Here is a 26,711-nt window from a genome sequence, read left to right as displayed (position 1 = left end):
CAGCGTCGCTTCGCTCCGATTTCCTGGTCAGTTTCAGCCGGAACAGGTGGGCAGTTTGCAGTGGAATCACTGGTCAGTTTGTCCGGAATGCGCATAAAAAAATATAATCAACAAAAAAAAGCGGCGCAAGCCGCTTTTTTTTGTGAATTTAAAAAAAAATTAAAATCCGATGATATCAATTAAAGAGGGACAAAATATGAAAACACAAAAATATCTACTCAGAACAAACAACGAAAACATTGAATCAATAAAAATGTTGGCTAAAAAAAACCTAACAAGCATGAATCAGTACTTAAACAGCATCATCGAAAGTCATATAAAAGAAGCCAGAAAAAGTGATATCAACAGAAAAAATAATTAATTAGGCAATTCTTTAAATTATTAGAAAATTAAATCAGCTAGTTAGTAAAAAAATAATTGATTTTGGAAAAAAATATAAACCTGCCTAGCTGAAAATAACCAAGTAAATATCTTCTTTATTTATCACCAATATTACAGATAGTTATTTAAAAAATAGAAAAAAAATCATTTTCCGATGGATTATTTGATATCAATCATGAGGATCTAAAACATGAATAAGACAAACAAAGAAAACAAAACAATTTTAGAAAATTACCTAAGAGAAATAAAATTCTTGCCCGAATCAGGATTGAGAAACGACACTGTCGACCTCTATGAAATAGCAGAAGCAACAAAATTGCCTGTCAAATATCTAAAATCAATGACTGCAAGAAAAATGATAAATCAAAGAAAAGAAATTTTAGCTAACCAACCAATTCTCAACAATGTATACACAAAAATATGCGTACGTGATTTTTTATCATATGCAGAGAAAGCAAGTTTGAGAGATTACTCAAAAAATAATGGAATTATGACTGTATTCAAGTCAATAATGAAACACTTTGAAAAATCAGAAGATGATTATATAGACGATCTGTTCAATTTAGAATTTAAAAAATACAAATATGCCATAGAGACCATATTCAATGACAAAAAAATTGAAACTAAACAAAAATATATCAAATTTGCATTAAAAATTAAAGAATATTATGATAGCTACGCTATCTCAAAAAATCTACCCGATAGCTTTGCTGAAACCATCAAGAAAATTCACGAAGAAAGCGGCCTATCAATACGCCAGGTAGAAAAACTTGCAAATATAAAAAAAGGAAATGCGAAACACATTATCCGAGGTGTCAACACGCCAAAAAATACTGAAATTGTCATGAAACTTGAAAAAGCATATAACTTACCGAAGCATACATTATTAAACAAGTTGCCAAAAAAAAACACCACAGAGGATATCAAAAAATCAGATCTTCCCAATTATTATGTTGAAAAATACACCATCCTCAAACCGTATTTATCAAACCTAAACTTCGAATTTAAAACAGCTACAGATGAAAAAAAAATCGAAGTGTGCAAATGGATTATGAACAACATTGTTATCGCCGACAACGAATTTAGCAAAAAATGCGCAGAAAACGCTAAAAACCAATACCAATACAAAGAACTTGACCAATCACCACTCTTAAAAAATGAACTGCTAAACTTAATTGAATTTAAAGAGTCGTTAATCCCTGATATAAATTACAGCAAACTTAAGTCATGGAATTCAGCCACCTCCAAAAAAAATAAAGACGCTATTTTATATTTTTTTGGATATATAGACAAATTTGAGCAGTCTGATAAGATTCAAAAACAGGACTACTCCCTGTCTTTACTTTTAAACAAAAATCTCGTTTATAAATATATACAGTTTAAAATCAATAAACGCGGAAAGATATGCTCCGATGACATTCAATTCCTCGTACTTGTGTGCGGACTATTGCGAGAAAATTACGGATTTATTTATCAAACAAATTTTTATGCTAATGAAACTCTAATTCAAAAACTATCTTCACTGACCACGTTTGATATGGGCGAATTCGACATTCTCACTGAAAAAGGTTGGAAAAAATTTTGCCTACAAACACGCAAGTATTATACAGAATTAAAAAAACAAATTAATTCAACGTATAAAAGCACACAAATCGACAGAAACGGCTCCATAGAAAAATCACGCGACCCTTTTAAGCCAATTGAGCCAGTATTAAATTCTGACGAACCGATCAAAGAATACCTATCTTTACTTTGCAAAGTAAGGAGTAGAATTTCATATATTGATACAAGGCCATTAGAATTTTTTAATTTTATGAATGGCTATTTAAGCCTAATGATAATTCTTCAAACAGCATTACGAGCAAAAAACACAAGATCTATTATGCAGACTGATGGACACAATGAAAAAAACGAGCAACTTTTTAAAATTGCCGATATGTACTACATTGATGTCCCTGCAAACAGAGTAAAAAACAAAAAAAGAACATATACTGAAATTTCAAATACTAACAATCTATACAAAGACATTGAAAATTACACATCAGTTAAAAACATATTATTTAATAATACAAATCAATATCTAATTGTCACAAATAAAAACAAACAATATTCAGAAAAATCGTTTTCGAAAATGATAAAAAATTTTACCAAACAGTACATGTGTTATCATAAGTACAGAATTGATCCAGGAATTGAAAATTTGCAGCCGCATGGACCGCATGCATTACGCGACATAATCGCAACCCATGTCATAAAAAAAACTGGATCATATGCACTTGCTGCAATGGCAATTAATGATGACGAACAAACTGTCAAAGATCATTATGCTAGATTTTTGCCTAGCGACAAGTCCAACATATATAAAGAAATAACTTCAGATATTTTTTGACATTTCATACCAATGAAAACAAAAAGATGAACCGCAAAGAGGACAAAATTTTCCTCTGATCAAGGACGCTCCATTTGAGGCAATCTTTGTAGCGCCCTGACGTTTTGCGCTCTCCAGATAAAGCATCAGATACGCCGCAGACATGAAGCGGACCTTGATGCCATACTGCGTGGGCAGATAGCCCAGAACCATGGCCAAATGGCTAAGTGCAACATTCCCTGTCCCGCTTGGCCCGAGACCGTTGATTATCGACGAGATCAACACCTACCCTTCAGCGAGACCCCGGCGAATCCGTTCTTCCAGGTCACATAGCCAAGCGGACCCTCGCCAACATGGACGAAACCACACTGCAAGTCCTCAAGGAGCCGGAACGTCCGACAACTCGACGTCATATCTATGACCCTTCCGTGGCGGCAACCCCGATCAACCGACCACCTTGGTCTAACGCTACGACCGTCCAGGTCGGGCTCAGTGCACAATGACTTTTTTGGCGCGTTCAATGTTAATCATTTTTATTATTTTCAACTTTTTGCTTTTTGAACAACTCATTTTCCTCTTGAAAAACCTTAAACCCATTCACAATATCATCTACCTGTATTTCTAATATATGCTTATTGTGATCAAGCTTGTTTCGCAACCTATCTATTTCTCGATCGTTACGAATAGATTGGTGAAAAGCTTGTATATTATGAACCATTGCAACTGAATATACGCTCTCCGATTTTAAAATCTCAACAACCTTCCCAAGAAGCTCAACGATATCTAAATCTGTTTCATCACCATGCGTTTCAATCGAACAAGATTGAGAACTAGATCTTGTCCGAGACATACGCCCTTGGCTCTGAACAACTCTCTCATTCCTAACCTTTTTAACAGGCATAGTCTTAACATTAAACCCAACGCCCTCCGGAATTTCCCCTGTACCATTCCGAAGCCAGTCGACTGATACCCCATACTTATCTGAAATTGCCCAAAACCAATTATCAGGGATATTTTTCCTTTTCTTGGCACCTGACACTGACGCCTGCGAGATACCCAAGACACCCGCAAGATCTGCCGGACGCTCCCCGCCGATTACAGCAAGCATTCTGGACAATATTACCTCAAATGAGGCGGCATCATTATTTTCAGCGGACGCCCTTCCTTGAGAATCCAAGCCTACCGCAGCCTGTTCTTTACTAAGCTCAGAGTTGTCTAATGAAGCTGGCATCTATTTTGTCCAAGATTTTGATAATTTTAAATTAATTTATTTTTGACAAATTCGCTCAAGACTATTAGTTAAAAACTAACTAACACTCACAGAGTACTCAAACCTCAAAAACTTATCAACCTCAATGGCGACCAACCAACTGAATTAAAGGGTTATATTTATTTACTAAATTATTGTTCATGATTTGATTAACTTCTAGCCCCAAAAAGGAGATGTGACTTATGAAACACTCTTACCTTGTCTCAACTCCCGATTACTTAAAAATCGAATCTGATTTATATAAAGATTTTTATTTCAGCTATCCTGTCCACCACAATAGCCCGTTAAACGTTGAAAAATCAGTAGAATGTGACCGCCAACGATCATTTTCTACTTTTTCATTCAAAGAAAATGATTACGACATTGCTATCGAATCTGGATATACTATACATGTTGACAACAGCGGAAAAGCGCATTTCAAACAAATAGAATTACCTACAATAAGCGAAGAACTTATAAAGACTATTCTTTTCGAAATATACGATCTCCCAGATGACATGAAAAAAATATTTATAATTAACGAAACTAATTTAGACACGATAATATTATTTATACAATTATTTTTAGGTGCAAAAGGGTTTAATTATACAACAAAACAAATAATAAAAAGCTTGTTCAGATTATGCAGAACCAGATATTATGTGAAAAGACATGAGTTAAAAACATGGAGATATTTACCATTTTTTGCCATGCTTGGCGCACCCAATTATGAAAAACTCTATCACGAATAAGTATTAATTTGAAGAAAATATTATTAGAGGATATTTCATCTATGAAAAAATCATTTAGCATGACTGAAGTTCTTTCTATGAAGGTTGGAAAAAACTTAAAATCTGCCAGATTAAGAAGAGAACTATCAATCCAGAAATTAGCAGAAATTTCCGAATTAAGCCCCACTACAATTGAAAAAATTGAAAAAGGTGACCCAGAAACCCCTATAAAAAATATTATTGATATTTTATACGCAATGCAGATAGAGCGACAAATACTTCAAATTGCAAATCCCATGAAAGATTCATACAAAAATCATCTTTCCGAAGATAATTTCAAAAATAATTATAACAACATCATTCAAGATGATAAAAAATTTGATTTTTAATACAACCCATCAACACTCTGGGCATTTAAATTTCGTGTAAACGGTCAGTTGTCGATAATCGCCCTCAGCCTCTTCTAGTCGACCCGATCAACTCCCTCCTCCTGGCGGATTACAAGAAACCTGATGACCTCATCGTCTAGAAGGTTTTTTCACGCAACTGACCAAGCTCCCGTCGACTCAACCTTATCCTTAGCTCAATACCATTTTCTCCAGCTCAATCGTCGCTTTATCTTGAATTTCCTTCTCAGTTTTTTGATATCGCATAGCAATAGTGGCTGTTTTCCAACCGATAACATCCATTAAATCTCGCAAAGGTATCAATTTGCCAAGCCTAGTAGCTCCAGTGTGCCTGAGTGAATGAAATACTATCTTATTTAAACGACGACGCCCTTTATTCAAACCAAGTTTCTTGACTACGTTAGCAAATGACTTTGGCGCTTGTTTGTATTTGTCTCCAGATTCATTTACAAAAACATAATCTCCAACTCTATCCATATCTCTCAGCATATCCATGACCTTGTCGCCAAGATATATTTTTCTTTTCGTATGATCTTTTTCTTTTACAAGCGCAGTACGCTCAGAAAAATCTATATCGCCCCACTCAAGATCGTAAGCTTGCGATGCTCTACAACAGGTAATAGCTGCGAAAACAGTCATTCTATACGCATATTCGTCTTTTTCTCGCAAGTTATTAAGGATCTGCTTAAACTCTTCAGTTGAAATAACCCTAGTCCGCTGATTGCTATTCGGCTTCAGCACAGCCCCGACATCCTTTAGCTGCGGCGGCGGTGCGTCAACCATACCCCTTTTATATGCATGAACAACGCATTGACGGAGTGTAAAAGCCACATACTGACGAGTCCTTGGCGCTAAATTTGCATCTACAAGGACCGCCATCAACTTATCCCAATGTTCAAGTCTATAAAGCTCTCGGATCGGCACATCTCCCAGGACTTGGGAAATCCAATTTCTATAGTGCGATTCTTCCTTTTCCCAGCTAGACTCACCTTTTTTGGTTTTTGCGAAGGCAAGATATGTGTCCCAGTAGTCGCTTATCGATATCGACTTGTTTCGTTCAATCTCCTTATTTTCTTCTTCTCGTTTGCGGGCCTGTTCATCAGCGGCCCGCATTTCGGCCAGTGTCCGTGGGCCACTACCAGTCTTCGCAGCTAGGAGCAAAGCTGACTGAATCTCGCGCACTTTCTGCAAATTGAAACCCTGAGATTCCCACCCCAAGGCCTCTTCAACTCGCCGCCCGTTGACACGTTGCCGAAGGACATAATAACGATCCTTACGCACACCATGCTGGCGTGTCGGATGCTCGCGGTACCTGATCCCCTCATACTTTGTCTTTTTCCACTCGTAGCCCATTCTCCCCCCCCTTAAAAATTTGTCCCCCACCTGTCCCCCGAAATCTCGTGAAGTATGGGTAAATTTCGTGAACATCGGTGAAGCTCACTTACACATAACAATCTAAAATGTCAAACAATCGTGATTATCCGTGACTTCTAGGTAAGCATATAAAAGGGATTTAAAATCCCTTGACCTTCGGGTCGTGCGGGTTCAAGTCCCGCCCTGGGCACCAATGAATTTAAAGGACTTGTAGCTATATGCGACAAGTCCTTTTCTACGACATAGCTCCTGAGATATTCCGCCGTTCGTTGACTCTGGCCATATCGTGTTATAGCCGTAGGACATGGCAAAGCACGTCGCGCACGAAGAATCCGAGGCCGCCAAGGTACTTGGTGAGCTTGCAACCAGAGTCGAAAGCGACAAGTTTGACGAATTCACTTTGTCACGCCTTGAAAAGCTGGCAGCTTCGTCGAAAGATAGTGACTGGATCAACTACATCTATGTTATGGGTGCGATCAGTGCGATTCGAGACGACGTGGACGCCGTGAGAAAATATTACACCCAGGCACTCGACGTCGAAGGAAACACCTTTAAGACACGATTCAACTTTGCCCAATCCCTTGCGATGGTTGGGAAGTTCGCAGAATCCTACGTACAAGCCAAAGCCGCGGAAACGATCTCGCCGACATCAGAGCACATCACCGGACTCATGGAAAACATCTCATCCAAAATGCTCGACGAGATGTGGGAAGACATGAAGGAAGATACCGAGGAAGATCTGACGCGAATGTGCATGATGAATTTTGCAGCAGGCGAGAAATGATCAAACGGGGAGACATTTTCGTCATGCCGTTTCCCTTCACAGACCTCAAGAATGCAAAGGTTCGTCCAGTTCTGGTTCTCAGCTCACTCCCTGGAAATGACTGCATCGTTTGCATGCTCACCACCCAGCCAAGCCGTTCCCAATACGCAGTACCCTTGTCTCCCAACGACACCAAAAACGCTGCTGTCCGCCCAGGATTGATCCGCGTAGACAGGATCGTAACCTGTGAGAATCGTATTTTTCTTAAGAAAATTGATGAGCTGAAGCCTGATAAGTTGCAAGAGACACTAAATGCAACGAAGACTGTTTTTGACTAGCCCCGAAAGGGGCTTTTCTCTTTTGAGGCACTTGGTCAGCGCTCCACGCCTCCATCTTTTTTAAGAGACAGCTAAGTTATTCACTGGCTGCAAAAAATGAGATGCGCGCGAAGCAAAAGCGGCCTTTCTACCAGCTGCGCACCGCGCCGGTATCGACATGCACAAACCCGTCCTTCGGGTAGAAGCCCACTCCTCCCTTGCGGGAAGCCTTGGCGGCATCGCGCAAATCGGCCAGGGAAACGTCCGCCAGGCGCAGGTCGAGGGCCTTGCCTTCCATGTGCAGGCTGCGTTTGGCGACACCGCCGCCCCCTTTCCTGCGCAATTTCGTGTTGGTGGCAGGACATCTGTAGCCGGAGACGATCTCGAAGGGCTCATTGCTGCCCAGGGTCAGCTTGAGCTTGTACAGAAGGTCAAAAAGTTTGGGGTCCATCCGCCCGATCTGTCCGGTGTAGTGGTCGCGCAGGAACCGATTGAGCGTTTTCAGGGCTCCTGGAACATACTGATTTCCGGTGGAGTAGACGATGTGCAGCTTCTCGCCCGTGTGCGTATGCGCAAAGGTCAGGCTGCGCGCCCCGGGCTTGGCCGCAAAGGCCGAAGGGGCGATGGTCAGAGCGACACCGGCTACGGCCAGATTGGCCATGCTGCAGAGAAAGTGGCGACGTGATTGTTTCATGCGGTATTGATCATTGGCTGGCTTGAACAGACCTGCGCAAGGCCTGATCGAGAAGTTTGTCCTGGCCGTATATGTCCTGAAAAAAATGGACGCGACCATCGTTTTTGACCTGCACCGTGTTGTAGGCCAACACGACCTGAGGGGGTTCACGCAAACGAAGCGTGGTGGAAACGCCTGAACTCATCGCTTCGCGAATGCGCTCCTCGCCCCAGACCTGATCGTGTTGCAGGACAAATTTCGCCAGCCCTACCGGGTCTTCCACGCGAATGCAACCGTGGCTCAAATCACGCCGTTGTTTTTCGAAAAGATGCGTGGTCGGCGTATGATGCAAAAAGATGCTGTCTTTGTTGGGAAATATGAATTTTATGTCGCCCAGGGCATTTTTGGGCCCGGGCCGCTGGCGAATCCGCATCTGCCCTCTGCGCACGGCGTCCAAATCATCCAGGGATAACGTCGTGATGATCCGTCCGTCGGCAGCGACAAGTTCAAACCCCTGCCGCGTGAAGTAGCTTGGATCGCGCAAGATCTTGGGCACGACCTCGGACCGGGCGATGGACAGGGGGACATTCCAGTAGGGGCTGAACTCGATGAACCGCATCCGGCCGTCAAAGAGCGGCGTGCGCGTGTCCAGTGCGCTGCCGATGATGACTCGCATTGATGTCTGGACGTCGATCGTGCCGTTCTCCACCTCGTAGGCTTCGAGGATGTGCTCCGGAATATTCACGGCGATCATACGCGACGCATGCAGGAGCGGAGTCCAGCGCAGCCTCTCCATGGACAGCTCGATCTGCCGCACGCGGACGGATGGGGCAATCTCAAGCTGCGCAAGCGTCTTGCGCCCGATGACGCCGTCCGGTTCCAACCCATGGCGGACCTGAAAATCCATGATGCCTTTCACAATATGCCCTTCATAGTGCTCGGTCACGATCGTCTCACGCGGCAGGTCGCCAAGGGCGATGAGGCGCAGCGTGACCAGCGGCATCCCGGCATAGGTCTGCCCGATTTCCAGTTTGCCGTTGGGCAGAGGAGGCAGCGCAGACTGCCACAGTTTGCTGAAAACCGGATCCGCCGCCAGTCCGCGATAGTGCGCCAGGGCTCGACGCAGACGGTCATAAAGCGGCACCTGCGGAGCGGCCTCGGCCACGGCCTCGCGCAAACGCATGCCGTGCACCGCCCTCCTCAGGTGAGCCGCCGGATCAAACCTGTCGGGGGCATTGGGCGTGAAATTTTCCTGAATTTGCCGGGGATCGACCTGACCGAAATGCAGGTCGTTGAAGTAGCGGAGCATGGCGTCCGTCAAATCCTGCTCAAGGCGCATGATAACCCCTGACGACAGCGCTTCGGCCCGCTGCGTTGCCGCCAGCGCCTGAGCAAGAGCGGTGGCACCGTATTTTCGGGGCGAGAGCCCCTCCTCGGCAGCATCCGTCAGAATGGCTACAGCCTCCAGCGCCTGAGCAACTGGTCGCCCGTCCTTGAACCAGAGCGGATGGTCCTCGGCAAGGGCCGTTGCTCCGGGGAGACTCGCCAATAAAAACAGGCCCATCAGCAGGATGGACGCGACGCGTCGACTCTTTTTTGCTCCGGCATGAAGACACGCGGTACAAGAACGGTTGCAACAGCTCAAATCGAATCTCTCCATGGACAGTTGTAAAAATTCAATCCCAAATGACAAAAAGCCATCCCGGACCGCGATCAGAAATTCACCGCGGATTTCACGGAAACACGAATCAATCCGGAAAACCGGGACTGAATCCTTGAAAACATCACCGGAGCGCACGGTATTGCCAAAAAAAATATTCCGACCACGAGCTCGCAAACGAAAACGCCGCTCAAGTTCCATTTTGCACAGGAACATGAGCGGCGTTATAGTGTTCTGCGTTCAGTAGTTCAAGATGAAAGAAGCGAAGAGCCTAGTTTACCGAAGCCTTGAATTCGTCGCGCCGGTTCTTGGCCCAGGCCTCTTCGTTGGAACCGGGTACGGCCGGATACTCTTCGCCGTAGCTGATGATCGTCAACCGGCCGGACTCGATCCCCATGAGGACCAGATATTCATAGGCAGCCCTGGCCCGGCGTTCGCCAAGAGCCATGTTGTACTCGTTGGTGCCGCGCTCGTCGCAGTGCCCTTCGATAAGCAAGGACAGGGACGGATGGGCCTTCAACAACTCGGCCTTCTCAGCCAAAACCTGACGGGACAGATCCGTCAGCTCGCTTTTGTCGAAGGCGAAATAGATCCGGTCGGCACCGATCTTGTCGATGGCCTGACGTCTGAGCTCGGCCAGGCGCTGCGCTTCGAGCTGCTCGGCGCTCAAACCGCCCGTTTCCGTGCTCGAACCGGCGGCCGAGGTCCCTGCGGGAGTGGAGCTCACTTTCTTGGAACAACCGCCGACCATGACGAGGCTGAAGGCCAGAACGATCAGCACGATCACGCTTGATTTTTTCATGAAATCCCCCTGTGGTGAAGACGTTGAAGAATATTCGCATCCATTTTTTCAAGTTTTGGTAACGCATTTTCAAGACAAAGTGTAGCGCAATTCTTTCAACTGGTTCACTGACTCCAAAAAAACACACAGGGCGTACATCAGCGTGAAAAATTCGGCCCGCCAGCGTGCGGGAATGCGAAAATCCGTCAATTCGGCGACAACCCGTTGACCTTTGTCTCTCGAAGGTTAAAAAGAATGTCCAAATGTTTCGACATGATCGAGTGATAAAATCCATTTCAGGCATACTTTCAGAACATCTTTGGACGCCTTCGTGAATCATCCGCAATCCGATTATTCACGGCTTCCGGCCTTGCAATGTTTACCAGCTGTGCTAATTTTAAACCATGAAATCGACCTGATAGGCAAGTCAACCATCTGCCAGGAGGTAGAGAAATGAGCATGTTTTCCAAAATCCTCTGTCCCGTGGATTTTTCCGAATCCAGTGCGGCCATCGCCAAGACGGCCCGGGAATTCGCCCTCAAATTCGATGCCGATGTCCTTGTGGTGTATGTCGCGCCGTCGATGATCCAGTATGAAATCTTCGACCTGCCTGCCGCCTCGCTGCCGCAGCTTGTCGGGGACATCGTCACCGGGGCGGAAAAAACCATGACCGAATTCGTGGACAAGCATTTCTCCGATGTCCGTGCAACGGGCAAGGTGGTCAGCGGAGACGCGGCCGAAGCCATCGTCAATCTGGCCCAGGCGGAAAAAGCGGACATCATCATCATGTCCACTCATGGCCGCCAGGGCTTGAATCGCCTTCTTTTCGGCTCCGTAGCCGAAAAAGTCGTCAAGACATCGGCCGTGCCCGTCATGACCATCCGCCCGCAATAAATCATCTTCCCGCGGCCCGAACCGGGCCGCGGGCTCTGCCATGATAGCCAGATTCCATTCCCTGAGGTGTCGATGCGGCACGGCATGTTCCGTCGCCGCCTACGCCCTGACCATGTTCTGCGTGGCGTGGATCGTATTGCGCGGCGCTGAGAGCATGGGCTACAATTGGCAGTGGTACAGGGTCCCGCGCTTCATCCTGCTCCCGGACGGCAGCCCCGGACCCCTGCTGCAGGGCGCGGGCATCACCCTGCTTGTCTCGGGGCTCGGCCTTGTCGGCGCGGCCGTTCTCGCGCTGGGCACCGCCCTGCTCCGACTGTCGGGCTCCGTGGTCGGCCAGGCCATGGCCCGGGTATATCTGGAACTGATCCGCAACACGCCGCTCTTGGTCCAGATCTTCTTCATCTATTTTGTCCTGGCTCCGGCCGTTGACCTGGGCAGGATGTCCTCGGCGGTGCTTGCGCTGGCCCTGTTCGAGGGCGCCTACGCCTCGGAAATCATCCGGGCAGGCATCCTGGCCATCCCGCGCGGACAATGGGAAGGAGCGCTCAGCCTGGGCATGAAGAAACCGAGCATCTACATGCAGGTCATTTTGCCCCAGGCCCTGCGCAACGTTCTTCCGCCCCTGACCAGCCAGGGTGTTTCCCTGATCAAGGACTCGGCCCTGGTCTCGACCATCGCCATCTACGACCTGACCATGCACGGCCAGGCCATCATCGCGGAGACATTCCTGAGCTTCGAAATCTGGACCGTGGTGGCGGCCATCTATCTTGTCTTCACGGTCACGCTGTCGTCGCTGGCCAGGCTACTGGAACAACACTCATCATCACCACATTTGGAGGATTCATGCACAAAATAGCCGCGATTTTAATCCTGTGTCTCAGTCTTTGCGCCAGCCTCGTGCCCGTGGAAAGCTCGGCCGCTGAAAAAGGAGTGCTCGATCAGGTCATGGAGAGAGGCGTGCTGCGCGTGGGTTTCGACACGTTCGTGCCCTGGGCCATGAAGGACAAAAACGGTGAATACATCGGCTTCGAGATCGATGTGGCAAGACGCGTGGCCGCGGACATGGGCGTAGAGATCGAGTTTGTGCCCACCAAATGGTCGGGCATCATCCCGGCCCTTTTGACCGGCAAATTCGATGTCATCATCGGCGGCATGGGCATCCAGCCGGCCCGCAATCTCAAGGTCAACTTCAGCAGCCCGTACGAATTCTCCGGCATGTCCCTGGTCGCGAGTATCGAGGCGGCGCCGAACCTGTCCTCCCTGGACGATTTCAACAAGCCCGAGATTATCCTGTCCGCGAAAACCGGCGCCACCTCCGTTGCCGCGGCCAAGAAGCACATGCCGAAGGCCACCGTGCGGATGTTCGACGACGAGGCCCAGGCCCTGCAGGAAGTCCTGAACGGCAGGGCGCACGCCATGGTCGCATCGGCCCCCTTTCCTGAACAGCAGGCCATTCGCAACAAGGACAAGCTCTATCTGCCGCTGCAGGGTGAAACATTCACCAAGGAGCCCATCGGCTTCGCGATACGCAAGGGTGATCACGACTTCCTGAACTTCCTGAACAACTGGGTGCTGGTGGCCGGAGCCGAGGGCTGGCTGGCCGAGAGATATGCATACTGGTTTAAGACCATGGACTGGGAAGCCCGGATCAAGTGAGCCCCGCAACGCGCCAGACCCCGGGGAACGTACTCCGGGCAGGACGAGGCCCAAGGTCACCCCTGACGAAACTCGACGCCGTCCTGCTCATTTTCCTGGCAGGCTGCGCAGGGTACGTTGTCTGGCGCATCAGCGCCCAGAACGGAAAACCATGGGAGTGGGGAGTGCTCGGCCAGTACCTGGTGCGCGGGGACGGACGCCCGGGCCTGCTGCTGCAGGGCCTCTTCACCACCATCCGCCTGACCTGCTGGTCCGCGCTCATAGCACTGTTTCTGGGCGTCTGGGCCGGGCTGGCGCGCACCAGCCCCAGTCTTTACCTGCGGCTTGTGGGCAGCACCTATGTCGAGCTGTGCCGCAACCTGCCGCCCCTGGTGCTCATTTTTCTGTGTTATTTTTTCCTGGCCGACCAGATCGCCCCGGCCATCGGCCTGCAGGACGCGCTGCGCACGGCCCCGGACGGAGTCAAGGCCGTGGCTGGAGTGTTGATCGGCCGCCTGGACCAGGTTGACGCCTTTGTCACGGCGGCCTTCACCCTTGGACTCTACGAAGGGGCATATGTCGCTGAAATCGTGCGCGGAGGGATTCGGTCGGTGGATGCCGGGCAATGGGAGGCGGGGCGTGCGCAGGGGTTCCCGCGCCTTGGGCTCATGGTCTACATCATCATGCCCCAGGCCGTGCGCAACATGATCCCTCCATTGGCCGGACAGATCATCTCCACGATCAAGGATTCGGCCATCGTCTCGGTCATCTCAATCCAGGAACTGACCTTCCAGGGCATGCAACTCATGGCCACGACCTACCTGACCATGGAAGTCTGGACCTGCGTGGCGCTTCTGTACTTCGCACTGACCTTCTCCTGCTCCATGGGCGCTGCACGCCTGGAACATCTACTGCGCCGCAGGTACAGCGTCTAGGCGGCGTACCAGAACGCGTTCCGGATGTGCATCTTGAAAAAAAAGCCCCTCAGGATAGGGCCATTGATCCAACGATGGTTCAACGCCAGGCGGCCGTTCAGAACGGGTTCTGGCAAGGCGCGAGCCGATTTTGGAAGGCGACGTGTAGCCCACTACATGAGCCTTGCAAAATCGGGGAGCAACGCAGTCCAGAACGCGTTCCGGATGCGCAGCACCCGAACAGAGCCCATCAGACGAATTCCTTGCTCCGCGGACGGTTCAACGCCAGGCGGCCGTTCAGAACGGGTTCTGGCAAGGCGCGAGCCGATTTTGGAAGGCGATGTGTAGCCCACTACATGAGCCTTGCAAAATCGGGGAGCAACGCAGTCCAGAACGCGTTCTGAACGGTCGCCTAGAATTCGCAGCTAATGCCGGCGTAGTAGCCACGCCCGTATTCGCTGCGCGGAAGTTTCGACCCTCCACCAAGTTCGGACACTCCCGTATGTCCATCGGAAGCAAACACGTTGAATATGTCCAGCAGCAGGCTGATCGTGAGCAACTCCTCCTTGACCACATCAAGCTCCAGCGAAACGTCAGTCACCAAGCCTCCGGATATGATCCCCTCCTTGTAGGCATCGTGATACAACCCGTCCTCGCCAAACCACTTGGAGCTTGGAGTCGTGGGCTTGCTTTCCACGGTGCCGAAAGGGGTTTCAGCGTCGGTGCGCTGGTCATTCATGAGGCCGGTGGTTGAATCGCGCCAGCGAGAGACGCAATTGATCTTGAACCTGTCATCGTAAAAACTGCCCAGCCAGGACAGCGTGACAACCGCGGGGGAATTGTAGTCGTTGGCAGGCAGTTGGCTGCGATCAATGAGTTCGCCTTCGAAGTAGACCCTGTCGTAATCGTAGTCGACATCCTTGTACTCGTCGATCTCGCTGTCAAAGGCACCGTTGAAGGTCTTGGACCAGGACTTGGTCACGCCCAGGGAGAGCGCATGGGTTCCGAACCGACCAGTCTCGAAGGATCGCATCAAGGACAGGGTAATGCCGTCGTATGTACTCTTGCCGTCGTTGGTCAGTTCATAAACGCCCTTTTCCCTGGCCTTGCTGATGATCTGATCCCGGTGATCCCGGTGCACGAACTCCAGGCCATACTCAAATCCCGCCACGTCCCCGAGAATCCCTCCCATGAGCTCGTCGGAATACGGAGTCTCAAGGCCCTTGGCCTGGTAGCTGTTGTCGGTGCCTACCTTGATGGGAGGCAAATTGTCAGGATCTGTATTGTACTTGATCATCCTTGTCAGGGACGGCCGATGCCTATCAAATGCGTAGGCGCGCAGCTGCCCGCCATAGTACCTGTTGACCCCGGCCACCAGCCGCAACGCGCCGTCCCCCATGGTGTCCAGCTCCATCTTGAGACGTGTGGCGACATCGGTATTGAAGGAGAAATCGTCATGATCGATGCGCAATCCGGGCGTGAGCGTGAATCGCCCCCACTGGACCTCTGCCTGTCCGTACCAACCCAGCGTGTTCAGGGTCCTGGTCTGATCGCTCTCGGGATAGGTCGTGAAGACGCGGTTCCATTTCCCGCTGGAGGGCATCGTCACGAGTTCCAGACGGGCCTCCTCGTTCCATATGTCCGTGGTCACGTTGCTCAGATCCAGGCCCGAGGAAAGCCGCCACACCAGAACGCCGGTCTCGAACTCCGCAAGGTCGAAATCAATAGCTGCGTCGATGCCGCGGTTGGTGACCTCGGCGTCCCCAAGTCCACCCCTGAAATATTTTTCCTCGTCGGGCACCCCGGTCCCGGAATACGTCTCACGCAGATTGTTCTTGGAATCCCTGCTGTACCCGTTTTGCGAATAGGCCGCCTTGGCCGTCAACTCGCCCCATGACCCACCGACAGTCGCCGAGCCGGCCAACCTGTACGCCTTGTTCTGCGTTTTCCAGTCACTTTCGTCGTATACCGCCTTCCATCGTTCCTCAGCATATGGAGCGTATGTCGCGTCCAGGGTCAGCTTCAAATCCGCCCCAGGAATGACCAACAGTTTTGCGAAAAAATTCTCGCTGCTCCGCTTTTGATCATCATCATACGTGGAGTCGTCGGGCTTATCCCGCTTCAAGGGAATGACCGAGCGCCTTTGCGACGCCGCGACCAAAAGAGCGGTATTTCCCGAAAGAGGACCGTCCGCGCTGGCGCTCAAGGCGTAGGATCGAAAACGGGGCTGATTGGCGGACGACGTCGACTCTTCGTCCACTCCTCTCAGATCAAACCACTCACTGCGGGTATGGCCGCCCGAAAAGACCGCGTGCCAACGATCCAGACGCGGATCAACCAATTTGGCATCCACGACGCCACCCACGAAGCGCCCGTACTTGGCTGGCACGTTGTTGGAGTAAACAGTCACCGTGTCCACGAGGCTGCTGTCATAGAAAATTGTCTGGTCCGCACCGTTGACGTCCAGATCATTGGGGGCAATGGAGTCCCCATCCGCATCCAGTCCGTTGGGATTGAGCGTGTTGCTGACGCTCATGCCGTCGATGAGAAAATTGTTTTCGTAGGGTTTGGCTCCTGCGATGGAGATGCGAGGCGGACGTATTTCCCCGCCCGTGAGGCTTGAGGTCTCTTCGTTGGAAAACTGAACGTTGGAGAAGCCCTTGATGGCCTCGGTGATGGAGCCCGTGCGGGAAGGAAGGGATTGCAATTCGTCTCCACCGATCGTCGCCTTGCCGGACAGATGCCTCTCTCCCAGAACTTTCACCGGATCAAATTGATAAATCAGATCGTCCTGATCGTTCAGAAGATCTTGCAACTGGTCGGCCGAGCCGTTGAAAATATCCGTCGTGGCATTGCCCGGGCCGGTTCCATTGTTTCCGGGACTTGAATTGTCCTGCCCTTCGCCCGGCATGGAGCCTTGGGGTACCGGCAAAAAAGCTCCGTCCGTGAAGTTTTCCGCCCAGGCGCTGCCCTGAATCAGCAAGAACAACAGAAAAAAAAGAGAGAGTGCGCCTCTCCTTTTTTTCCCCTGCTTTTTTTGAAAGATGATGGTTGCTCTTTTTCCCGACAAATGCCACGCACCTGTTGAACCGTAAGTACCCAACGCCAAGTACTACTTGAAGGATGTATTACAAAACATCAAGCACTCCATGCGAACCCTGATTTTTATACTCATATTGTTGTTCCTTCCGCAACAAGCCCTTGCCATCCAGGACATCCCCCTTGATGTCAGCAAGTTGGACATTTCCCTGGAACGCAACAGCCACAACAGCGTCATCGCCACCGCCCAGGATTCCCAGGGCTACATCTGGCTGGCTTCCATCCGGGGGCTGCACGTGTATGACGGCCGGTCGATCCGTCCCGTGCTTGATGATGTCTTGCAGGGAAAGAACGTTCGAGACATGCGCATAGACGACAATGACATCCTGTGGGTGGGCACCAATTCAGGCGTGCTGGCCTACTCCCTGGCGACAAAAACTCCCCGCTGGTACACGACAAGCGAAACTCCAGCCGGACTCTCCACCGAGACCGTCTTCGTCCTCCACAAAGATCAGAAGGGCTTCCTCTGGGCAGGAACCGGCAATGGGGGACTGCATCGTTACGAGCCGTCCTTCGATAAATTCGAGAGCGTCGAGATTGTTCCGCCGAACCCGGAAAAGGCCTGGACGGTTTTCGATATCGCCGAAAATGCCCAGCGGGACATGTGGCTGGGCACGGGCCAGGGCGTGCTTCGGTTGACAGGCACCAGAGGACCGGCCACGGCCATCCCTCTGCCTTCTGGCGCACCCTACTCGGCCAAAAAACTCACCTTTGACGGCGCAGGCAACCTCTGGGTCGGCGTCGCAGGAAAAGGTTTGTGGATCCTCCCGGCACACGCCTCCAAGCAGGAACTCGTTCCGGTGAACGAAATTACTGAAGAGCGCATTCTCGATCTCTACACCGACAGCAGCGGCGATGTCTGGATTTCCACCGCCCGGGGCCTATTCCGCCACGCCTTCCGCCAGGGCAGAATCTTTTACCACCCCTTCCGCATAACCGATTCACGCGGCAAGACACCGCTCTACATCGCAAGCATCAATGAAACAAAGGCCGGGACGCTTTGGATCGGGACATACAATCATGGGGTGCTGCACCGGCCGGCCTATCCCGGCGCCAAATTGCTCGAACTCAGGATCAGGGGACAACGCGAGCCATTGCGCAATGCCAATGCCATCTGCACGGTGAGCCCTGTGGACTCCCGCATCTATGTCGCGCTCAAGGACGGCGGACTGTATCGTTCCTTGCCGCTGGATCCGGACCAACTCTCCCTGTCGACCAGTATTGAAATCGAACCGTTTCTCGACACGCCGAGAATCCGTTCACTTGCCTGGGCTTCCGACAATTCCCTTCTCTGCGGCACTCAGAACACTCTTCTGCGCATCACCCCCGACGGCAGAATGGAACTTACGCAGCTCGTTTTCGACGACGTCGATCCTTCGCTGCCGAACAGTTACATCCACCACATCGTACCCATGAACGACGGAAGAGTATGGGTCTCCAACACTGCCGAGCTGTACTCCTGGAGCCCCGGCGACCCAGGCGTTCGCAAAGAGATGTCCTTCTCCCCGCAGCCGGGAGGGTCGTTTCTCATGCAATCCGGTGCTGAACTCTGGGTCGGGCATTTGAGCTCGATCCACAGGATCGATACCCGCTCCGGGCATACCATCCAGTATTCCCTGCCGGAACCGGCAAAAGAGGGGAAGACGCAAAACGTCAAATGCATGCTCAAGACCGGCCCCGAAGAACTGCTCATAGGGACGACGAGCCAGTTGCTCCGCTACGACCTGAAATCAGGGCTGGTCACACCCGTGCGCACGATTGAAAATGCGCCCATTCCAAGCGTGCTGTCGCTCTGGGACGACAACGGGCGCGGCATCTGGATGCATACCCAATCAAAAATCCATCATCTCCCGGTCGGATCAAACCAGGCGCAGGAGATGGCCACCGGCGCGGGGCATCCTGCTTCCAGCATCACTGCGGCTCCCGTTATCCTTGGCCAGATGCTCGTCTACGGACATTCCGACGGATTACTGCTCATTGATCCGCAAAAACTCATCTCCAGCTCCCCCACGCAGCCCAAAATATCCGATGTGCGCATTTTCGAGCGCAAGGTGCCCCCCACCCCGTTGGGACGGATGCCCAAAGCTCTTGAACTTGACCATCTCCAGAACTTTCTGACTTTTTCCTTCGCCATCCCTGAAATCAGCCCCCTCAGCACACCCAGGTTTGTCTACAAACTCGAAGGCGTGGATTCCGCCTGGACCGACTCAGGCGGGCAGTCGTCGGTCAGCTACGCGCATCTGCAACCTGGGCGCTACGTGTTCAAGCTCAAGGACGGCTTCAACAGTCCTATCACCGAGTCCATAAGCGTCAACATCTCTCCGCCCTGGTGGATGACTTCGTGGGCCAAGGCCGGCTACGCGCTGCTCCTGGTGTCCACATTCCTGTTCTCTTCGCTTTTTTTTGCCCGCCTGCAGACCACGCGCATCCGCAAGGAGATGCTCGAAAACCTGGTCATGCAGGACCCGCTGACGGGCGTACCCAACAGACGCAAATTCCAGGAAGTGCTCGTAGCCGAGAAAAGCCGCTGCAAACGCAGCAACCACCAGATCTCGGTGCTCATGATCGACATTGATTCTTTCAAGGGATTCAACGATCGCTTCGGTCATCAGGCAGGCGACATGGCCTTGCGCAGCGTCGCGCAAACCTTGAACGTCACGCTCAAGCGACCGGAGGATTTCGTGGCCAGATATGGCGGGGAAGAATTCGTGGTGGTATTGCCCAGCACCAACCGCAGCGGGGCGGAGCGGGTGGCTCAAAAAATTCAGCAGGCCCTTTTCCTGGCCAACATCCCCTATCCGGGCTCACCGCTTTCGGACAGAATCACGGTGAGTCTGGGCATTTCGACATTCAGCCCGCAAACCGACCTGCACATCGATTCGGGACTCTTTTCAGCGGACCAGGCCCTCTACCAAGCCAAACGCAACGGGCGGAACTGCTTTTTCTACAAGGATCACTGTCTGGCCCTAACTCCCGTGCGGCAATGACAGGAAGCGGTCCATCCCGCAGACCCCGCACTCACGGCAACCGGACTCGGGGCATGGAGGCGTGATCATTCCGTGCTTATATTTGGTCCACTCCGAATACAGAAATTTCCTTGAAACCCCTACATCCAGACGTTCCCAGGGAAACACGCTTTCCCGGTCAAGCGGTCGATGCAAAACCTGCCGCACCATCTCGTCGAATTCCTTCACGGCTTCGGCAAGTCCTATTTCGGCCGCCCGTTCCAGACAGGGAAAAATTTCTTCCCCGCCCCTGGCCAGAAACATCTGTATCCGGGCCTGACCGGGGTTCTCTCCCGCGAAACGCATGCCCTTGAAGCGTCCGACAGCGCCCTTGAAGCGCTTCATGGCCTTCTTGAACCAGTCCTCTTCCGGGATGTCCGCCCATTGCAGGGGAGTCCAGGCCTTGGGCACAAGGCAGCTGACCGACAGGGAGACAAGCTCCACCCCCTTCTTGCGGTTGCCCTGCCCCATCTTCCTGGCCTCTTCGATGCTGCCCAGAAAGGACTCGAATTCGGCCCAGTCCGCTTCGCTTTCGTCCGGCCAGCCCGTGATCATGTACAGTTTCAAGGTGTTGAACTGCAATCGGCTGATGCGCGTCACGGCGTCCAGAAAGGCCTCTTCCGAAAAATGCTTGTTCATGGCCTGGCGCAGGCGGCGACTCGCGCCCTCCAGGGCCAGGGTCACGGAACGAGTGCCTGTATGGCGAAGAAATTCGAGCAACTCGTCGGTCAGGCCGTCGGCACGAAGGGACGACAGCGAAAATTTTATCTTGCGCTCCTGCAGCCAGCGCAAAAATGGCAACAGGTCCGGCCAGTCGGTCAGTGCCGTGCCCACAAGACCCACTTTTTGCGGAGCGCAGCGCGTGACGATCTCTTGCAGCGTCTCCAGCTCGGCGTGGCGGGGCGGCTTGTAGATGCTGCCTGCCGCGCAAAAGCGGCAACCGTAGGGACATCCCCGGTTGACTTCCAAAAGCAGCATGTCCCGAAACTGGGCCTCGGAACTGACAAAACAGGAATAGGCAGGATCGTGCAGAGTCCTGGATCCGGACATATCGACAAGTCTGCGCACGGGCTCGATGCTTTTGCCGGGAATCAGCATTCCGGGCAGCCCGGCGATATCCTCCAGTACAGCGGCCTTGTCTCCGCCGCTGTTCCAGGCGTTGGCTATATTGTCCATGACGGCGGAAAGCCCTGCTTCGGCCTCGCCGACAAAGATTCCGTCCAGCGCCGGCAAGATCGGAAACGGGTTGAGAAACGCCAGGGGCCCGCCGGCCAGGATCATTGGCCAGGACTGACGCTCTTCGGCTCTGACCGGAATGTCCGCATCCTGCAGAAGCCGTATGGCCGTTGGAAAATCACCTTCGAAATTGAGGCTAAACAGAACAAGGGGGAAGAGGCCCAGGTCGCGTCCGGAGTCAACGGACCTGGGCCTCGGAGAAGTGGGGTCCCAGAAAAAACGCTCAACGGCCAGCTCCTCGCGACCTGCGAGCAGCCGGTAGACAACCTGCCAACCCAGAGTGGAGAGTCCGTGCCGCGCTGCCTCTGGAAATACCAGAGCAACAGGCAGCCGGCCTCCCCAATCCTTCAGTCGAGGGGCGGTTCGGCCTAGATAGAGCTCGGACACAGTTCCCTCCACGGACGGGGTGACAAGTCGGGGAGACTTGTAATGCTAGTCTGCCTGCATTCTGATGAATGACGGAATTTCAAATTCCTCCTCTTCGAACAGGAACTCGGCGTCATCGCCGCCGTTGACGCATTTGCGAACTTCATGCCGCTTTTCTTCCGCGCCCGGCTGGGTCTTGGCCCGAATATAGGCCGGAACGCTGAGATCGGCGCTCTCGTTGACCGTGATTTTGCGGGTGCGCGGACGGATGAAGGAGCCTTCGCTTTCGGCCCCGAGGCGGCTCGCAGCCGGATTCGCGGCGAAAGGCGTGACCTTGGTTCCCTTTTCCAGGGGTGCGTTTCCGTCCTGAATGCCGGTGGCGATGACGGTGATGCGCATTTCATCCACGCAATCCATGTCGAAGACCGTGCCGAAGTATATCTTGGCATCCTCGTGAGCGGCTTCGTGCACGATGCTGGCGGCTTCGCTGACTTCTTCGATGGTCAGGTCCGGGCCACAGGTGATGTTCATGAGCACGCCGCGAGCGCCGTCGATGGTCACGTCCTCAAGGAGCGGGCTGGTGATGGCCTTCAGGGCCGCCTCGCGGGCTCTGCCATCGCCGGAAGCGATGCCCGTACCCATCATGGCCAGACCCATCTCTTCCATGACCGCTTTCACGTCGGCAAAGTCGAGGTTGATGAGACCGGGGACCATGATCAGGTCCGAGATGCCCTTCACGGCATGGAAAAGGACTTCGTCGGCCTTGCCCAGCATGTCCACGAAGGAGGCCTTCTTGGATGCCAGGGTCAGCAGGCGGTCGTTGGGGATGGTGATGATGCTGTCGACGATCTCGCGCAGCTCCTTGATCCCGCGTTCGGCCTGCTGCTGCCGACGCTTGCCTTCAAAAAAGAAAGGCTTGGTGACAACGGCCACGGTCAGCGCGCCCATGTCCTTGGCCACCTGCGCGATGACCGGAGCGGCTCCCGTACCCGTGCCGCCGCCCATGCCGGCAGTGACGAAAACCATGTCGCAGTCGCCCAGGATATCCCTGATCTGGGCCTGGCTCTCAAGCGCCGCGTCCCTACCCATATCCGGATTCGCGCCAGCGCCAAGGCCTTTGGTCAGCTTGTCTCCGAGCTGAATCTTGTACTCGGCCTGGGAATGCTTCAGAGCCTGCATGTCCGTGTTGGCGGCGATGAAGGTCACGCCCTGCATGGCGGCCTTGATCATGTTGTTCACCGCATTACCGCCTCCGCCACCCACTCCGATCACTTTGATCAAAGCATTGTCTTCGCGTTCAATTTCCAGGAAATCCATAATTCCCCCACGTTTTTCGTTGTTCCCGTTCTCCGTTTTTTCCCTGAAACCCTTCAGCTTATGTCCACGAACCATTTCTTCATCCGCGCCAGGATGGAGTGAAAGATGTTCTTGTCGCGGATGCGGATCTTGCTGTCCCGCCCATGTTTTTCCGCGCCATAGAGAAGCAGTCCCACCGCCGTGGCATAGGTAGGACTGTCCACCACATCCTTGAGTCCGCCCACTCCGGCAGGCGAACCCGTCCTGGTCGGCAGGTTGAAGACCTGCTCCGCCAATTCCTGAATCCCTTCGATGCGCGACGCGCCGCCAGTCAGCACCACGCCCGCGCCTATAAGTTTCTTGTACCCGGAGCGGATCAGCTCCTGGTCCACCAATGCGAGCAATTCCTCCATGCGCGGCTCGCAGATCTCCGCCAGGACCTGCCTAGTCAGCTTGCGCGGCTCCCGGCCGCCGACGCTCGGCACTTCGATGATCTCATCCTTCTTGACCAGCTCCGCCAGTGCGCAGCCGTACTTGATCTTGATCTTTTCGGCGGCCTGGGTCGGCGTGCGCAGGCCAAAGGCGATGTCATTGGTCAGGTTGGTCCCGCCAAGGGCGATGACCCCGGTGTGCTTGATGGAGTTGCCGTGAAAAATCGCGATATCCGAGGTGCCGCCTCCGATATCCACGAGCGCGACGCCGATCTCGCGCTCCTCGTCGGTCAGTACGGCCTTGGACGAGGCGAAGGCCTCAAGCACGATGTCTTCGACGTCGAGCCCCGACTTGTGACAGCTCTTGACGATGTTCTGGGCGCTGGTCACCGCTCCGGTGACGATGTGCACCTTCACCTCAAGGCGCACCCCGGCCATGCCCAGAGGATCGGCGATGCCGGTCTGGTCGTCGACGATGTACTCCTGGGGCAAAATATGGATGACTTCCCTATCGAGCGGGATGGCCACGGCCTTTGCCGCGTCGATGACCCGCTCGATGTCGCGGGCGGTCACTTCGCCGCCCTTGACGGCGATCACGCCATGGCTGTTGAAGCCCTTGATGTGGCTGCCCGCGATCCCTGCGTAAACGGCCCTGATCTCGCAACCGGCCATGAGCTCGGCTTCTTCGAGGGCTTTCTTGATGGACTGCACGGTCTGTTCGATGTTGACGACCACGCCCTTGCGCAAGCCGGTGGAAGGGCTGGTCCCGATGCCGATGATATCCACCAGCGAATCCGTACCCACCTCGCCCACGACGGTACATATCTTGGTCGTTCCGATGTCCAGACCGACGATCAATTCAGACTTGGCCATACTTCCCCTCATCTCCCGGCTCTGGCCGGCATGCGTTCCCTAGAGTGTTTGATCGGCATGTAGCCTGATCCATGCCCGACCGGGCATGACAAACATGAATTCGGTGCGATCAAGTTCGCCCCGGCGCCCCAAATCAGCCCAGACCTTGGTCAGGCTTGCCAGCGCGGAATCCAGATCCGCGCCATCCAGTTGCACGAGCACCCGCGGCTTTTCCAAAAATATGCTGAACTGATCCGCGCTGTCCTGCCGCAGCCAGGCTATCTGGCTCATGCCGAAAGGCAGAGAGTTCCTTGCGACCTCGTCCAGCAGCGTCCTGATTCCGCTTCCGACCTGCACGCCCTCTTCCGTCTCCAGAATCGGGAGCGATATGAACTTGTCCACGCTCACGGGCGCTATGGTCTGCCCGTTGATGTCCGCGTAGTAGAGCTGCTCGTCGCGGCGCGTCAGGAAGGCGGGTTCCCGCTCCTTCACCTCGATGATCAGGCCGTCGGGCAGAACCCGGGTCACGGCCACGCTTTCCACCCATTCGCTGGCGGCGATGCGGCGCTGCACCTCCGCGATATTGATGCTCAATACATTCGAACCCGTGCTGACCCCGCCCATCTCCGCGATCTCCTCGCGCCCGAGCCGCTGAGAGCCTTCGATCCGCAGATTGACGAGGGCAAAAAACTCATGAGCCGTGACCCATCTGTAGGCGAACAGAATCCCGAAGCTGACAACTACCACCGCGGCAACGCCCAAAGTCCAGCGTGTCAGAACGAAAACCGTGCGTCCCAGGCCAAGAAGGAGTCCGCCAAGCACCGCGCCCTTGTCCACAGGCTGCCTGCGTTCCTTGCGCCGGGGTACGTTCCGGCGAATCTTCTTGCCCAGAACCGCCGTGCTCACGGAGTCCCCGCCCCTTCATCCAGATATCCCTGGCCGACGGTCCAGATGCTGCCCGCGCCCAGCGTCAAAAACAGATCGCCTTCGTGCAGAATCTCGCCAAGGGCAGACTGCATGGCGCCGAAATCCTCGAAAAATCGCACCGGAGTGCTGGTCACCTGTCGGATGGCCTGAGCCAGACTCTGCCCGCTGACCCCAGGGATTGGGGATTCGCTGGCCGGATAGATCTCCGTCAACAGCAATTGATCAACCCCCGCGAACACCTTGGAAAAATCGCCGAACAGGGCCTGCGTCCTGCTGAACCTGTGTGGCTGGAAGGCCACAACCAGGCGCTTGTGCGGATAGCACAGCCGCGCGGTTTCGAGGGTTGCGGCGATCTCCGTCGGATGGTGGCCATAGTCGTCGACCACGAGCACTCCGTTCCGTTCGCCCTTGTGTTCAAAACGGCGCCCGACTCCGGCAAAGGCTCCAAGACCGTGGATGATGTCCGCCTTTGGCACCTCGGCCTCCATGGCCACGCCGATGGCGGCCAAGGCATTCAAGACATTGTGACGGCCGGGATGGGTCAGGGACACCTCGCCCCAGAATTCCCCGTGGCGATAGACGTTGAATCGCGATCCCGCCTCGCAGCTTATGATTTCGGCGCGCAGATCATTTCCCTCGCCGAAGCCGTAGGTCATGACCGGACGGCGGACCCTGGGCAGAATGGACTGCACGCCCTTGTCGTCACCGCAGACCACGTTCAGCCCGTAAAACGGCACGCTGTTCATGAATTCGACAAAGCTGTCCCGGATTTCGTCCATGTCCTTGTAGTAATCGAGATGATCCGCATCGACGTTGGTGACGATGGATATTCTCGGCAAAAGACACAGAAACGACCCGTCGGATTCGTCGGCTTCGGCGATGAGATAGCGTCCCTGGCCAAGCATGGCGTTGGAACCGTAGGCGTTCAGCCGGCCGCCGATGATGACCGTGGGGTCAAGGTGGGCTTCCATGAATATCGTGGCCAAGAGCGACGTGGTCGTGGTTTTCCCGTGGGTCCCGGCCACCGCCACGCCGACCTTGAGGCGCATCAGCTCGGCCAGCATTTCGGCGCGCGGGATGATGGGCACGCCATGGGCGCGAGCTTCCTCAAGCTCGGGATTGTCGTCGCGCACGGCAGTGGAGCGGACCACGACCTGGGCATCGCGGACGTTCTTCCTCTCGTGACCGGCATGAATCGTTGCCCCGAGAGACTCAAGGCGCAACGCCACCGGCCCCTTGACCAAGTCCGAACCCGACACTTCGTAGCCAAGGGTCAGCAGCACCTCGGCAATGCCGCTCATGCCTGCGCCGCCGATGCCTACCATGTGTATTTTTCTAATTTTCGACTTCAT

At 53.0% G+C, this 26,711-nt stretch carries 23 protein-coding genes and 1 tRNA gene; 12 read left to right on the top strand and 12 right to left on the bottom strand.

The features are described 5' to 3' along the window. On the top strand, nt 1–183 hold a 183-nt coding region (locus H4684_RS16820), incomplete at its 5' end, for a hypothetical protein (RefSeq protein ID WP_192624631.1). Between the two features lie 388 nt (nt 184–571). Further along, on the top strand, nt 572–2,770 hold the full coding sequence (locus tag H4684_RS16815; RefSeq protein WP_192624630.1) for a helix-turn-helix domain-containing protein: 2,199 nt from the start codon (nt 572–574) through the stop codon (nt 2,768–2,770). Here the strand turns inward: H4684_RS16815 and H4684_RS20705 are convergent. Next, nucleotides 2,756–3,034, bottom strand: a complete 279-nt coding sequence (locus H4684_RS20705) for an ATP-binding protein (protein ID WP_407644774.1) — start codon at nt 3,032–3,034, stop codon at nt 2,756–2,758. The two genes, H4684_RS16815 and H4684_RS20705, sit on opposite strands and share 15 nt — an antisense overlap. A 238-nt stretch (nt 3,035–3,272) precedes the next feature. Next, entirely contained in the window at nt 3,273–3,980 is a 708-nt protein-coding gene (locus H4684_RS16805) for a helix-turn-helix domain-containing protein (protein ID WP_192624629.1), read from the bottom strand. 221 nt (nt 3,981–4,201) lie between these two features. On the opposite strand from H4684_RS16805, the gene H4684_RS16800 reads away from it, so the two are divergent. Together H4684_RS16800 and H4684_RS16795 are read left to right on the top strand one after the other, a co-directional pair. Further along, nucleotides 4,202–4,750 carry a hypothetical protein gene (locus tag H4684_RS16800; protein WP_192624628.1) on the top strand — a complete coding sequence of 183 codons (549 nt, stop codon included), beginning with the start codon at nt 4,202–4,204 and terminating at the stop codon, nt 4,748–4,750. Between the two features lie 41 nt (nt 4,751–4,791). Beyond that, nucleotides 4,792–5,118, top strand: coding sequence for a helix-turn-helix domain-containing protein (locus tag H4684_RS16795; RefSeq protein ID WP_192624627.1), 327 nt, complete (start codon nt 4,792–4,794; stop codon nt 5,116–5,118). A 189-nt stretch (nt 5,119–5,307) separates the two neighbouring features. Here H4684_RS16795 and H4684_RS16790 read toward each other — a convergent pair whose 3' ends face one another. Beyond that, on the bottom strand, nt 5,308–6,489 hold the full coding sequence (locus H4684_RS16790) for a tyrosine-type recombinase/integrase (RefSeq protein ID WP_192624626.1): 1,182 nt from the start codon (nt 6,487–6,489) through the stop codon (nt 5,308–5,310). 130 nt (nt 6,490–6,619) lie between these two features. On the opposite strand from H4684_RS16790, the gene H4684_RS16785 reads away from it, so the two are divergent. The 3 genes from H4684_RS16785 (at nt 6,620) to H4684_RS16775 (ending at nt 7,611) form a co-directional block, all read left to right on the top strand. Next, a tRNA-OTHER gene (locus H4684_RS16785) sits at nt 6,620–6,703 on the top strand. Nucleotides 6,704–6,814: 111 nt separating this feature from the next. Beyond that, the gene (locus H4684_RS16780; RefSeq protein WP_192624625.1) at nt 6,815–7,294 is read left to right on the top strand and encodes a hypothetical protein; all 480 of its coding nucleotides are present in this window, start codon (nt 6,815–6,817) and stop codon (nt 7,292–7,294) included. Beyond that, nucleotides 7,291–7,611: a type II toxin-antitoxin system PemK/MazF family toxin gene (locus H4684_RS16775; protein WP_192624624.1), complete on the top strand. Its 321-nt coding sequence runs from the start codon at nt 7,291–7,293 to the stop codon at nt 7,609–7,611. The genes H4684_RS16780 and H4684_RS16775 overlap by 4 nt, the downstream gene beginning before the upstream one ends. A 127-nt stretch (nt 7,612–7,738) precedes the next feature. Here the strand turns inward: H4684_RS16775 and H4684_RS16770 are convergent, their stop codons facing one another. From H4684_RS16770 to pal, 3 genes are all read right to left on the bottom strand, one after another. Next, a complete protein-coding gene (locus tag H4684_RS16770) occupies nt 7,739–8,284 on the bottom strand; it encodes a YcbK family protein (RefSeq protein WP_192624623.1) in 546 nt (181 codons plus the stop codon). Nucleotides 8,285–8,294: 10 nt separating this feature from the next. Further along, nucleotides 8,295–9,827 carry a L,D-transpeptidase family protein gene (locus H4684_RS16765; RefSeq protein ID WP_225940499.1) on the bottom strand — a complete coding sequence of 511 codons (1,533 nt, stop codon included), beginning with the start codon at nt 9,825–9,827 and terminating at the stop codon, nt 8,295–8,297. 367 nt (nt 9,828–10,194) lie between these two features. Continuing rightward, nucleotides 10,195–10,725 (bottom strand): peptidoglycan-associated lipoprotein Pal, encoded by a 531-nt coding sequence (gene pal, locus H4684_RS16760; protein WP_092193739.1) that lies wholly within the window; start codon nt 10,723–10,725, stop codon nt 10,195–10,197. A 432-nt stretch (nt 10,726–11,157) separates the two neighbouring features. On the opposite strand from pal, the gene H4684_RS16755 reads away from it, so the two are divergent. Genes H4684_RS16755 through H4684_RS16740 form a run of 4 tightly spaced genes read left to right on the top strand, consistent with a single transcriptional unit; the run spans nt 11,158 to nt 14,168 of the window. Beyond that, nucleotides 11,158–11,598 carry a universal stress protein gene (locus H4684_RS16755; RefSeq protein WP_092193738.1) on the top strand — a complete coding sequence of 147 codons (441 nt, stop codon included), beginning with the start codon at nt 11,158–11,160 and terminating at the stop codon, nt 11,596–11,598. A gap of 40 nt (nt 11,599–11,638) precedes the next feature. Continuing rightward, a complete protein-coding gene (locus H4684_RS16750; RefSeq protein WP_192624621.1) occupies nt 11,639–12,454 on the top strand; it encodes an amino acid ABC transporter permease in 816 nt (271 codons plus the stop codon). Beyond that, nucleotides 12,442–13,254, top strand: coding sequence for a transporter substrate-binding domain-containing protein (locus H4684_RS16745; RefSeq protein WP_092193736.1), 813 nt, complete (start codon nt 12,442–12,444; stop codon nt 13,252–13,254). Before H4684_RS16750 ends, H4684_RS16745 begins: the two co-directional genes overlap by 13 nt. Next, nucleotides 13,251–14,168 (top strand): amino acid ABC transporter permease, encoded by a 918-nt coding sequence (locus H4684_RS16740; RefSeq protein WP_318779654.1) that lies wholly within the window; start codon nt 13,251–13,253, stop codon nt 14,166–14,168. Before H4684_RS16745 ends, H4684_RS16740 begins: the two co-directional genes overlap by 4 nt. Before the next feature lie 391 nt (nt 14,169–14,559). Here the strand turns inward: H4684_RS16740 and H4684_RS16735 are convergent, their stop codons facing one another. Further along, complete coding sequence (locus H4684_RS16735) at nt 14,560–17,079, bottom strand: TonB-dependent receptor (protein ID WP_192624620.1); 2,520 nt, start codon at nt 17,077–17,079, stop codon at nt 14,560–14,562. Between the two features lie 217 nt (nt 17,080–17,296). On the opposite strand from H4684_RS16735, the gene H4684_RS16730 reads away from it, so the two are divergent. Further along, a complete protein-coding gene (locus H4684_RS16730; protein ID WP_192624619.1) occupies nt 17,297–20,233 on the top strand; it encodes a ligand-binding sensor domain-containing diguanylate cyclase in 2,937 nt (978 codons plus the stop codon). Here H4684_RS16730 and H4684_RS16725 read toward each other — a convergent pair. The 5 genes from H4684_RS16725 to murC are packed head-to-tail and all read right to left on the bottom strand — an operon-like array spanning nt 20,213 to nt 26,711. After that, complete coding sequence (locus H4684_RS16725; protein WP_318779653.1) at nt 20,213–21,874, bottom strand: radical SAM protein; 1,662 nt, start codon at nt 21,872–21,874, stop codon at nt 20,213–20,215. The genes H4684_RS16730 and H4684_RS16725 overlap by 21 nt on opposite strands. A gap of 45 nt (nt 21,875–21,919) precedes the next feature. Continuing rightward, nucleotides 21,920–23,170: a cell division protein FtsZ gene (ftsZ, locus tag H4684_RS16720; RefSeq protein WP_092193822.1), complete on the bottom strand. Its 1,251-nt coding sequence runs from the start codon at nt 23,168–23,170 to the stop codon at nt 21,920–21,922. A 53-nt stretch (nt 23,171–23,223) separates the two neighbouring features. Then, on the bottom strand, nt 23,224–24,453 hold the full coding sequence (gene ftsA, locus H4684_RS16715) for a cell division protein FtsA (protein ID WP_015774769.1): 1,230 nt from the start codon (nt 24,451–24,453) through the stop codon (nt 23,224–23,226). 39 nt (nt 24,454–24,492) lie between these two features. Beyond that, nucleotides 24,493–25,338, bottom strand: a complete 846-nt coding sequence (locus tag H4684_RS16710) for a cell division protein FtsQ/DivIB (RefSeq protein ID WP_092193732.1) — start codon at nt 25,336–25,338, stop codon at nt 24,493–24,495. After that, nucleotides 25,335–26,711 carry a UDP-N-acetylmuramate--L-alanine ligase gene (gene murC, locus H4684_RS16705; RefSeq protein ID WP_192624618.1) on the bottom strand — a complete coding sequence of 459 codons (1,377 nt, stop codon included), beginning with the start codon at nt 26,709–26,711 and terminating at the stop codon, nt 25,335–25,337. Before murC ends, H4684_RS16710 begins: the two co-directional genes overlap by 4 nt.

The organism is Desulfomicrobium macestii (genome assembly GCF_014873765.1).
GTDB classification, from domain to species: Bacteria; Desulfobacterota; Desulfovibrionia; order Desulfovibrionales; family Desulfomicrobiaceae; genus Desulfomicrobium; species Desulfomicrobium macestii.
The sequence above is the reverse complement of the archived record's forward strand: the minus strand, read 5'-3'. Positions and strand labels throughout refer to the sequence as shown.

What these genes read in the sequence shown, in the direction of transcription:
- H4684_RS16815 (WP_192624630.1), top strand. Translation starts at nt 572, where the DNA reads ATGAATAAGACAAACAAAGAAAACAAAACAATTTTAGAAAATTACCTA.
- H4684_RS16805 (WP_192624629.1), bottom strand. Translation starts at nt 3,980, where the DNA reads ATGCCAGCTTCATTAGACAACTCTGAGCTTAGTAAAGAACAGGCTGCG.
- H4684_RS16800 (WP_192624628.1), top strand. Translation starts at nt 4,202, where the DNA reads ATGAAACACTCTTACCTTGTCTCAACTCCCGATTACTTAAAAATCGAA.
- H4684_RS16795 (WP_192624627.1), top strand. Translation starts at nt 4,792, where the DNA reads ATGAAAAAATCATTTAGCATGACTGAAGTTCTTTCTATGAAGGTTGGA.
- H4684_RS16790 (WP_192624626.1), bottom strand. Translation starts at nt 6,489, where the DNA reads ATGGGCTACGAGTGGAAAAAGACAAAGTATGAGGGGATCAGGTACCGC.
- H4684_RS16780 (WP_192624625.1), top strand. Translation starts at nt 6,815, where the DNA reads ATGGCAAAGCACGTCGCGCACGAAGAATCCGAGGCCGCCAAGGTACTT.
- H4684_RS16775 (WP_192624624.1), top strand. Translation starts at nt 7,291, where the DNA reads ATGATCAAACGGGGAGACATTTTCGTCATGCCGTTTCCCTTCACAGAC.
- H4684_RS16770 (WP_192624623.1), bottom strand. Translation starts at nt 8,284, where the DNA reads ATGAAACAATCACGTCGCCACTTTCTCTGCAGCATGGCCAATCTGGCC.
- H4684_RS16765 (WP_225940499.1), bottom strand. Translation starts at nt 9,827, where the DNA reads ATGGGCCTGTTTTTATTGGCGAGTCTCCCCGGAGCAACGGCCCTTGCC.
- pal (WP_092193739.1), bottom strand. Translation starts at nt 10,725, where the DNA reads ATGAAAAAATCAAGCGTGATCGTGCTGATCGTTCTGGCCTTCAGCCTC.
- H4684_RS16755 (WP_092193738.1), top strand. Translation starts at nt 11,158, where the DNA reads ATGAGCATGTTTTCCAAAATCCTCTGTCCCGTGGATTTTTCCGAATCC.
- H4684_RS16750 (WP_192624621.1), top strand. Translation starts at nt 11,639, where the DNA reads ATGATAGCCAGATTCCATTCCCTGAGGTGTCGATGCGGCACGGCATGT.
- H4684_RS16745 (WP_092193736.1), top strand. Translation starts at nt 12,442, where the DNA reads ATGCACAAAATAGCCGCGATTTTAATCCTGTGTCTCAGTCTTTGCGCC.
- H4684_RS16730 (WP_192624619.1), top strand. Translation starts at nt 17,297, where the DNA reads ATGCGAACCCTGATTTTTATACTCATATTGTTGTTCCTTCCGCAACAA.
- ftsZ (WP_092193822.1), bottom strand. Translation starts at nt 23,170, where the DNA reads ATGGATTTCCTGGAAATTGAACGCGAAGACAATGCTTTGATCAAAGTG.
- ftsA (WP_015774769.1), bottom strand. Translation starts at nt 24,453, where the DNA reads ATGGCCAAGTCTGAATTGATCGTCGGTCTGGACATCGGAACGACCAAG.
- murC (WP_192624618.1), bottom strand. Translation starts at nt 26,711, where the DNA reads ATGAAGTCGAAAATTAGAAAAATACACATGGTAGGCATCGGCGGCGCA.